The 9,701-nt window shown below is 34.0% G+C and carries 10 protein-coding genes and 3 pseudogenes; 3 read left to right on the top strand and 10 right to left on the bottom strand.

Translation table 11 applies throughout. The features are described from left to right. Positions 1 to 576: 576 nt before the first annotated feature. The 6 genes and pseudogenes from C9J35_RS22395 to C9J35_RS22370 form a co-directional block, all read right to left on the bottom strand. Positions 577 to 1,245, bottom strand: a complete 669-nt coding sequence (locus tag C9J35_RS22395; RefSeq protein ID WP_107927043.1) for a DNA alkylation repair protein — start codon at positions 1,243 to 1,245, stop codon at positions 577 to 579. Positions 1,246 to 1,754: 509 nt separating this feature from the next. Then, entirely contained in the window at positions 1,755 to 2,660 is a 906-nt protein-coding gene (locus tag C9J35_RS22390; RefSeq protein WP_107927041.1) for an NAD(P)/FAD-dependent oxidoreductase, read from the bottom strand. A gap of 108 nt (positions 2,661 to 2,768) precedes the next feature. After that, positions 2,769 to 2,927, bottom strand: a pseudogene (locus C9J35_RS22385) (cytidine/deoxycytidylate deaminase family protein); the annotation flags it as partial. A 122-nt stretch (positions 2,928 to 3,049) separates the two neighbouring features. Then, positions 3,050 to 4,309, bottom strand: a complete 1,260-nt coding sequence (locus tag C9J35_RS22380; RefSeq protein WP_107927037.1) for a DUF4179 domain-containing protein — start codon at positions 4,307 to 4,309, stop codon at positions 3,050 to 3,052. Continuing rightward, positions 4,306 to 4,806 carry a sigma-70 family RNA polymerase sigma factor gene (locus C9J35_RS22375; RefSeq protein WP_107927035.1) on the bottom strand — a complete coding sequence of 167 codons (501 nt, stop codon included), beginning with the start codon at positions 4,804 to 4,806 and terminating at the stop codon, positions 4,306 to 4,308. Before C9J35_RS22375 ends, C9J35_RS22380 begins: the two co-directional genes overlap by 4 nt. 370 nt (positions 4,807 to 5,176) lie before the next feature. Continuing rightward, positions 5,177 to 5,806, bottom strand: a complete 630-nt coding sequence (locus C9J35_RS22370) for a CPBP family intramembrane glutamic endopeptidase (protein WP_054770041.1) — start codon at positions 5,804 to 5,806, stop codon at positions 5,177 to 5,179. Between the two features lie 179 nt (positions 5,807 to 5,985). On the opposite strand from C9J35_RS22370, the gene C9J35_RS22365 reads away from it, so the two are divergent. Together C9J35_RS22365 and C9J35_RS22360 are read left to right on the top strand one after the other, a co-directional pair. After that, positions 5,986 to 6,435 carry a LytTR family DNA-binding domain-containing protein gene (locus tag C9J35_RS22365; RefSeq protein WP_235616407.1) on the top strand — a complete coding sequence of 150 codons (450 nt, stop codon included), beginning with the start codon at positions 5,986 to 5,988 and terminating at the stop codon, positions 6,433 to 6,435. A gap of 4 nt (positions 6,436 to 6,439) precedes the next feature. Next, complete coding sequence (locus C9J35_RS22360; protein WP_107927033.1) at positions 6,440 to 6,877, top strand: DUF3021 domain-containing protein; 438 nt, start codon at positions 6,440 to 6,442, stop codon at positions 6,875 to 6,877. Between the two features lie 540 nt (positions 6,878 to 7,417). Here C9J35_RS22360 and C9J35_RS22355 read toward each other — a convergent pair. Then, entirely contained in the window at positions 7,418 to 7,648 is a 231-nt protein-coding gene (locus tag C9J35_RS22355) for a hypothetical protein (RefSeq protein WP_107927031.1), read from the bottom strand. A gap of 233 nt (positions 7,649 to 7,881) precedes the next feature. On the opposite strand from C9J35_RS22355, the pseudogene C9J35_RS22350 reads away from it, so the two are divergent. After that, a pseudogene (locus C9J35_RS22350) lies at positions 7,882 to 8,016 on the top strand (tyrosine-type recombinase/integrase); the annotation flags it as partial. Positions 8,017 to 8,254: 238 nt separating this feature from the next. On the opposite strand, the gene C9J35_RS22345 reads toward C9J35_RS22350, so the two are convergent. The 3 genes and pseudogenes from C9J35_RS22345 to C9J35_RS24675 all read right to left on the bottom strand — a co-directional run. Continuing rightward, the gene (locus C9J35_RS22345) at positions 8,255 to 8,869 is read right to left on the bottom strand and encodes a YgaN family protein (protein ID WP_107927027.1); all 615 of its coding nucleotides are present in this window, start codon (positions 8,867 to 8,869) and stop codon (positions 8,255 to 8,257) included. Positions 8,870 to 9,026: 157 nt separating this feature from the next. Next, positions 9,027 to 9,401 (bottom strand): hypothetical protein, encoded by a 375-nt coding sequence (locus C9J35_RS22340; RefSeq protein ID WP_107927025.1) that lies wholly within the window; start codon positions 9,399 to 9,401, stop codon positions 9,027 to 9,029. Positions 9,402 to 9,433: 32 nt separating this feature from the next. Beyond that, positions 9,434 to 9,571 (bottom strand): annotated as a pseudogene (locus tag C9J35_RS24675) (matrixin family metalloprotease); the annotation flags it as partial. Positions 9,572 to 9,701: the final 130 nt, after the last annotated feature.

The following is a 9,701-nucleotide window of genomic DNA, read 5'->3' as shown; positions in this document are numbered from 1 at the left end:
ATGCCTTGGTCGAAAAATATTCAAGCGACATGTGCAAAATAGCCATCTATTTGAAATAATTTCAGATAGATGGCCATTCGTCGTGCGTACCGAAAAGGTGCGCTTATTTTTTTATTTCGGGCTTACAACTAAACTGCTTTTTTAGTTCAATAACTAAAAAAGAGCTGCCTATGCAACTCAATGTTCTTCAAGTAAAGCACCCCGTTAGCTATCCATGTCGCGTACAATCAACACTACACCACAGAAAATGAAAGATTATTACGTTCTTTCATGGGAGTTAAATAATAAAAGGGACGCTTATTCAACAATCGCGCCCGTTTGTTGAATGTTCTTTTTCTATTGAAAATTATCGTTGTACTGCGCAGCTGGAAAGTTGTTCTTCTTAAAGTTAAGCGCCCTACAGATCAAAAAGAGATAGTGGGTTAATCCTTTACATCTTCCTTGCATATTTCACTAACTAGCTGCCATAACGCGTTGTTTTCTTTATTTTTCGGTCCAAGCCTATAACAATTTTCATATTGAGGTTTGAATTCCTTTATTTTTTGCATTAAACCCTAATTAATCTTTCAGAGGTAACTAATTATTATGTCGTTTGTTAACTTCAATCGCAATGAACTCCGGCAAATAATTGGGAGTACAGCCCTTTGATACCATTTCATTTTTATAAAGACCCGTTTTCTCACCAAGTTTAATACAACGTGCACGATTCTTTTCATCATAAACGCCTATCCAGCCTGCGAGGAAATTCATAGCCCATTGAACTTCCGGTTCTTCCTGCGTAATATTAGCTTCTAATGTAGATAGCAAGTCTGCGGTGTTATCAGGCGGTGTTTGTCCAGTCCATCTCAATCGCGCTTGATAATACCAGAAAGCCCGCCTTTGAAGAGCACAAGGGCTATTTTCCCATGACTCCATCCATGCAATTGTCTTCTTGTCTTTGGTGAGCTGATTTGCCATTAACCAATCCATTAAGTTATTTCGCTCATCAAAAGTGTGAGTCTGCATATCCTTATCAAGCTTATTTAGCACATCTTGTGAAAGAAGTTTTTTGTCCATAATTAAGATTGCTAATAGTCTGGGCAAAAACTCTTCGGTTGACCAAAGTTCCATAGCTAGTTCGTGATCTTTTTTAATGTCCTTCGCGATTTTTCGTAAGTCGCCTAGCTTAGTTTTACTATTGATCTGAGGTAAAATGTTTTCTGCTTTGGAAGAGCGTTTTATTTCTGTATCTTTTTTTTCATCCATTTTATACAACTCCTTTATTAAAGCACTGTTTCATAATATGCCCTAGACGGGATATATAAAGAACTTAATTTCGTTATAAGTCTTATTGCAGTGGTGTGCCTCAAAAGTTTACCTTTTTTAATATTGTAGGCAGATTCGCATTTATGTTCCCCAATTAATAAGAAGCCATTTATATTTCCAACACAAATACCCAATTTTAAATTTTGGGTTCTTTAATAGATTGGGGATTCGGGAAAAGTAAGGGATTTTATTGAAGAAAAGCGCCCGATTGTTGCATAAGTCTATAAACTAAGCTGTGCCGTTAGTTCAATAACTTTAACAAAAAAACCTTTAATCCTTTTTAAACAACAAGAAAAAACGAATTCTAAAATCAAAATCCGTTCTTCGTAAATTCTTATCCTAACTCTAACACAATGTTTGGAGTATATGTGGCAACACATTGGCGCTGATGTGTTTAATTATATTAGCTAAGTTCCTATTTAGTTGAAGCAGAAGGTGTTATGACGTAATCAAAAGCGTTCCATCGTTAAATCAGTATTTACTGAAACCGCAGCTTTATTACCTTTAGCAGCTGAAATCATTAAAGAGGATGGTTTAGATCTTTCTGTTTCCCCTGCAATATATACGTTTTTTTGGGTTGTTCTACCAACACCATCTGTTATAACTTTTCCATTTTCATGAATTTCACAACCAAGCTTCTCAGCAAATTGATTTGGGTGATAATAAGATGGGGCAACAAATCCACCCGATCTTATAATTGTTGCTCCTGTTTCAAACTCTATTTTTTGTAAGTAACCGTCCTTACCTATTAAGTCTTTTATCTTTTCCGATATGATTTTGATATTGTGTTTTTGTAACTCTATTTTACCTTCTTTAGATAATTGAACGCCATTCGTTAAGACAATCAAATCCTGCGACCAATTATAAATTAACTTAGTCAAATGCAGTACATGCTCTTCTTTTTCTGCAATAACCACTAATGGCTTATCTCTTTGCTCCCAGCCATCACAATACGGACAACTAAATAGACTTTTCCCATAAAACTTTCTTATACTTGGTATAGTAAATATTTCTTGAATACCGGTGGCGAGTATTATTTTTTCTGAAACAAATTCCTGACTAGTAGATGTTTTGACAGTAAATCGCTCATTACCTATATCCTTAATGATTTCAGTAACTGTTGCAGTAAAATATGATACTGACGGGTAATTCTCCAACTCTTTTAACGCTATTTCTTTAAACGCTTGTGGTTTTATCCCATCTCGAGTAATAAATCCATGTGACGCTTGTGTCACTCTATTCCTATTCGTTCCATCGTCAAATAATGCAATGTTTCTCCTAGCCCTTCCTAAAGTTAAGCTAGCACTTAATCCAGAAGGACCTCCACCTATAATGATACAATCAAGGACATTCATTTTTTTACCTCCGTATTGATCGGTTTTATTTTGATTGTTATTTTCAAAAGAGAACTACATTATTTCCCACATCATGGATTTCCATTCGTTACACACTAATATTAAATATGAAATTAATTCCCTGCACATCCTACATGGACTAACTACTCTTAACTCTCTATTTTTCTCATCAGAATAAGGACGTCTGACGGCAACAATTGTATCAAAGTATCTTTCTCCGTTTAAAATTGCATTTCCAATTGCGATAGCTTCAGCACATACTGTAATCAAGATAACCTAGTAGCATGTAATTCGTTAGGCTTTACCCGGAGCCAATACAGAATATTACCACAAGTATGGAAAAATTAAAAAGATGTTCAAAAAGGAGAGCCTTTTTGAACACCTGTACTTTATTTCAACGGAATATTCAGTTCAATATTTTTTCCAATAGGATTGAAGTAATAGCTTAGATATATTTTTACTTTGCCATCATAATTTTCAAAGTTTTCCGTCGCAAATAGGTACTGGTCATCATCTGAGAACGAGCCACCTGTATATTTTAACGTCGTGCCATCTGCTTTAACAGCGCTATTTAGAAACGTATGTCGCCTTCTATCATCCCATTTCTTTGCAGCAACTGATACACTTTGCTGTGTTACAGAAATATCCCAATCCAAATAATCGGGCTTCGTGAGTACTTCTTTTGTGCCAAAATCAACTTCGATAAAATCCTCGCCCTTTGGAACGGCATGAACAGCTCCAATTAATATTTTGAGTGAATCTGAATCATGGAAATAATTACTTTGCAAATATAGCGTGAATTTACCGTCGTGCATATTTCTGCCCATTGCCATGGCGTATTTAATGCCTTCTTTTCGCTCCCCATTTTCCGTTTCGACCGCAATATCATCAAGCGATAAAATTTGCATCGTATTCGCTTCGTCTACTTCAATATCGAGTGCCGTTTTTAATGGAGAACGGCGAATTTTTGTAATCGTAAATTTCTGACCATCGACATCTACAGTACGATTCGCAGTAATAGTTTTCTCCTTTGCGATTTCGTTTTGTAGTGAAAATGGTATCGTAATTTCAATGTTCCCCATATCTTTTTCATAAAAACGAAAAACCACTTTAAAATCCTTTGAAGTATAAGCGAAAGGCTCTGAAAAACCATATTCTACTGAAGAAAAGATGTGTGTTTGATGTGATTGATTGCTTGTAAATGAACCTCCGCCTTTAATTTTTTCATCCCCTTGGAACAATTGAACTTCCTCCAAGTTTAATTTCGAAATATCAAATGAGGCATCGGCGTCATAGTAAAGTACAAATCCCGAGGTATCTGCAATCACGCCTTGTAAAGTAAGCGATAGGCCATTTTTAGTCTGCGTCACATTGATTTCTTCATAGTATTCATTGTCCACAATATCTTTTATCCCTTTATCTCTTACAACCGCTGATACAATTGCTTGAAAGCCAGGGATTTTTGCAACATGGCCAGCAATCGTAGGAGATACACGAATTGAAAATAAAAGGCTTAAGCAAAACAAAGAGGCTATTGCAACCGAAACAATGCGCTTCTTTGCTCTTTTTTCTCGTTGAACTTTACGAAACATATCCATCCGAACTTGTTGAAGTTTCTCCTTTGGAACGTCAATCGGTAGTTTACTCATAGCCAGTCCTCCTTTTCTCCAGCGAAGTTTCTAAGCTTCTTTAGTACGTGATGAAGCTTAGACTTTACAGTACCCTCCGGAATTTGATTTAGCTCGGCAATTTCTTTGTTTTTTAGTTGCTGAAAATATTTCATATAGACGAGTTGCTGCTCCGACAAGGATAAATGTTCCAATAACCGCTCTATATCAGAGTAGATGACCCTTTCAACTTGGTGATGTTCCTTAATTGAAACGGTTGGTTGGCGTTTTCGTAAATGGTCTTTACAACAATTGATTAAGACGCGCACGAGCCATGTTCTGGCATATTCGTGCTGTTTAACGGTATGCATTTTTTTCAGTGCCTTGTAAACCAGGTCCTGCATCACGTCTAAAGCGTCTTGCTCATTTTTCAGATATGTAAAAGCCATGCGATATAAAATATCTTCATCCATTTCAATAAGTGAAAGTATCGCTTGATGATCCCCACGAATAGCACGCTGCACGATTTCAAATTCCATCCTTTTCGCCTCCTTCCACCATTAGACGGAGCGATGCTTCATTTCGTTCAAAAATTTTAAAATTATTTAGGAAATCGTCTATGGATTTGCCTTTAATCTTTGCGTCAAAGATGTTCCTTTGAAGACATAAGTTTTTAATTCCTTCTTCAACTAACCTGCGCCGTTAGTTCAATAAGAAAAAAAGAGCTGCCTATGCGTTAGTTGAAGAACTTGATTATACAACTGAGCCTTATAGATGAAAGACGATGAACCCTACTCTGGCATAGGTTCTGAAAACCATCAAATTTGCTAACGGTGGTATATTAACTAGCCTTTTTTCTATAAAGTTATTTTATTTCGAGGCGAAATTATTCATCATCTCCCTCAATTATTACTTTAAACTTTTATTTATTTTCCAATTCCCTGAAATAGCAGATAACATTAACCATGGCTCTATGACCATATTGATTAAAACATGAGCTATAATTGGTGCAAAGGTGCTTCTTCCAGTATAAATATAGAGTACAGCAAGAAGACAACCTAAGATCGTAGTTGAAAGAATTGCTGGAAGTGCAATTTTTATCTCTCCTCGCAATAATACCCATGCTCCATGAGCAATCCCAAACGCAATTCCTGAGATTAACACTTGTGGAAGATATGATAATCCAATAGATAATAGATAATCCATGAGCAAATGTCTAAATACAACTTCTTCTACTATTCCACTTACAATAGCAGCCCATATACCAATTAATTTAAGCCAAGAAAATGTTAATAAATTCCTTTTCACATAAGGTATTGCAATCATTGTATAGGAGATATACCCTATAACAATTAATAAAGTGAAAAACCACATAGGTAAATTAAGTAACATTTCCGGTGAATATCCCAATCCATGCTCAATAAACCTCTTAGGATTATTTATATACCAATAAATAACACTTATTGTAAACATACTTGATATGCTTACTAATATCCATGTCGTCTTAATTCGCTCTTTTAGCGTTGTTATCTCGTTCATACTAGCTGCCTCCTTGAGTTATATGTTTAATTTACTTTTGTTAAAGCCAAATATAACGACATAAAAGTTTAGCAACAATACTTTACGAGTAACATGTCTTTATTTTTAGGTGAAATGCTTTTTATTACATATAACCTGCATTATTCGAATCGTAATTTATGCTATATTTTTAGGGAGAGGTGATAGAATTGAAGATAGAAATAAAAATTGATACACAAATCGATGAACCCTATATAACAATTTGCGTGTCCAAATTAACACCAGCTATTCAGGCTGCAATTTCACTCTTACAACAAGAAAATGAACAAATTTTAACAGGGACTGCAAACAATAAAGTACATATTATCGAACCTCATACTGTAATTGTTATTAGAACGGAAGGAAAAGAATTAGTACTATATAGCGACGATGGTAATCGTGTTATTATGAGTAAACCTTTATATGAGTTAGAACAGCAGCTAGGTGATGATTTTATCCGGATTTCTAAATCTGCAATAATTAATCCTAGAAAAATCAGAAATATTGAAGCTTCCTTTAATGGAACAATGGAAATTGAGCTTATTTTAGGAATAAAAGAAGTGATTTCTCGTAATTATAAAAAAACATTTAAAGAGCGTTTGGGGGTATAGTTACATGAACATTTTCAAGAGTTTAGGATTCGGTATAAGTATGGGATGTACAGTTTTTGTTACTGTTAATCTTATTGGATATTGGATTAAAGGAGATTTGTTTTTAGATGCTGTTATGGCTACTTTTCCTCAACAAGTATTAGGATCAATTATTGTTGGAATTGCTTGTATACTCCCTTCATACATCTATAGAATAGAACGTTTAACATTCTTACAACAAAGTGCTTGTCATTTTTTTATAGCTATAGGTACCTTTATAGTTGTTGCCTTTTCTTTAAAATGGATTCCTACATTTTCGATAAAACTAACTATCCTATTGTTGCTATTTAATGTATTAATTTTTACATTTGTTTGGCTGTTATTTTATTTTTATAGTCAAACGGAAGTAAAAAAAATGAAGAAGAAAATTATTGAGCATACAGACAGTAGTAATAATCAATAGTATTCTTTGATAGAATTCAATAATTCAAGAGGCTCGTCACTAAGATCAGCCTCTTTTACCATTATCACTGTATGAACCAAAGATTCTTCAACTAAATTGCTCCGTTAGTTTAATAAAGAAAAAAAGAGCTGCATATGCAACTTTATGTTCTTCAAGCAAAGCGCCCTATTGTTGAAGATCGATATTCAATTAAACGCCTGTAATTGAAGTATAGAAGCGATAAAAAATGCAGTTTTAAAGCGTCAAATATACAGGTTTTTATTCAGATAACACACTCTGCATAATCTGGAAAAGTACTATCGTAGCCCTGTTTATTTATTTGCATAAATAGCTGTATAAACAATATTCAAAGTAAAATCCAAGAAATGTTGGTTTAACAGCATTTCTTGAATTTCGGTCTCTTTCCAAACTTTCATTTGGGAACGTTTATTGAATTTATAATGTATATAGTATTTATTATTCAAGAATAGACATTACAGTAATACTTCAGACAATTAATACAAAAGTACCCTGTTTTTTTAGCACATTTGAAGCCAACAGTTATCCGAAGTGATTATGAAAACACCAAACAACAAGAAACATACTCACTATCCCCCAAGCAGTGGTACTCCATATCCACCAAATTACGGATTTAGCTTTTGATGAATTCTCCTCGTCTTCCATATTTGCTTTTATAAAAGCGACCTTACTTTCCATATCTTTTTTCATAGAAGTGAGAACAACAAATCCAATTATTATGAAACCAATAGTTATCCAAAGTAATTGGTCCACCTTTACACTCCCTTTATATAATTGAAATTTTACCGCAATTTATTATAGTAATTAGATTCTACAAAGATAACAATAAACCTTGTGTTAATTCAAGTCCATTTTAGTATATTCACGTATTAAAATGCTGAAACTTAAAGTTCCCAAAGCGTCGTTTTGGTAACATATTTTAAAAAATTGTTATTCAATAATATTGCCCTATTGTTGAACACAATTTAAACAACACTCTTCAACTAACCTCCCTCTATAATAATGGTGCACCCATTGAAGTAATTCAAAATTTAATGGGGCATGAAAAAAGTGAAACTACTCGGATTTATGCACAACTAAGTGGAAATATTAGGAAGGGATTTTATCAGAAATATTTTTAGTATATATAAAACAGAGAAACACCATAATAAATGTTTCTCTGTTCAATTAATGCCCCCCGTTAGCCATCCATGTCGCGTACAATCAACACTACACCACAGAAAATGAAAGATTATTACGTTCTTTCATGGGAGTTTAATAAGAACAGAGACGCTGATTAAACAATCGCGCCCGTTAATTGAATAACCCAATATATAATGCCAGGACTGGTATCTCTTTATTCCGATTACACTGCTAATGTTAATTCTTTTCCTTATCAGTCCATAATACTCTGTATAAAAATGCGAGCTCAGCTTCTTCAATGCCGGCAGGCAATTCGCCATTTTCACTTCCTACAGAACGCAGCTCATTTTTTGTAGTGCCTAGCCATGCCGCTAAATAAACAGGTTTGTTTTTCTTTAAAGTAACCTTTTCGCCTACTAAATTACTGAAAGAAGAAGACGTCATGTTATTTGAATAATTCGTTGTAGCAAGCCCAGAAGGTATGCCAGATATCAATTTTAAAGGACGAACTTCATCGTTAAAGTCACTTATTCCAAATGAAATGAGGATATCTTTATAATTTTTTTCGGGGTCATCCCAGGTCTTTAGCAATTCTTCTTTAAACTTACCTTTTTCAAATACTTCCACTGAGATTTGCAAATCATCATCTTCAGCTAAAGTGCCATTTAGTTTAAAAAATTCAATATGCCCTACTCCCGATTTGCTAATAAGCAGACTTTCTTTTTCACTCATGTTATATGGTTCAATAGTTATTTTCGCATTTGAGGACGTTTTATCTTTTTCCACATCCACACACCCGGTTAACAACAAGATAAGAATTGCAAACGAGCAGTAGCGTTTAAAGCCTTGCATTTTTACTCCTCCAATCAATTTGTCAGGAATTATTTCATATTACTCATATGTTCACAATGAATTACTTTATTAATTGGCCCGTTTGTTGAACAAAATTTTGATTCATTTTTTCATATCCGTTAACACTATAAATAGTACCTTCAGATTCAAAATTTAACTAGGCTACGGGAATTGGATTTTCTAGATTTATTTTTACGTTATCTACTTCATTTTTAATAACCTCAGTAATTTTAAAATCCCCCACTGTATACCCACCATTAACAGATCCATTTACTTTAGATGTATAGACCTCGGTTCTAATATCTTCTCCCCTTACGCCTTTAACAATAATAGGCGACTTTTCAGTTAAATCATTTAGATCAACAAAACCATCAGTTTTTGCTTCAACCTCTATTCTTTTTTGCTCCGAAGGAAAATTATCTGATACATTTTTACTTGCATTTGTTTCTTCTTTAAAATATCCTACAGAAACAAGAAAAATCCCAAGTATCAAAAATAATACAGTAGAAAATAAAAGTTTTCTTTTTTTCATTTATTATTCTCCTTTCTATTCTTAACATAATATCAATATTTAGCTTTAATCCCTGCTTTATCATCAGCTAAAGGATATGCTTTACGGTTAAAACCCGTTGCTCTCATAACAGCATCACTATTATTCTTTTCTTGCGTATGACCTAATCCAGCCTCATGGCCAACCTCATGAACAAGGCACTGATAAGTAAGCGTTGTTTATTTCATGTGTTTCTTTTTCCAATCTACCAACGTCATCATTTTTTCGTTATCAGGAAGTTCCATATCTAATGGTGTTATTAGTTCTAATGAATTGCCATCA

This window comes from Lysinibacillus parviboronicapiens (assembly GCF_003049575.1).
Lineage (GTDB): Bacteria > Bacillota > Bacilli > Bacillales_A > Planococcaceae > Lysinibacillus > Lysinibacillus parviboronicapiens.
Note: the sequence above shows the minus strand (reverse complement) of the source record. Positions and strands in the feature narration are given on the sequence as shown.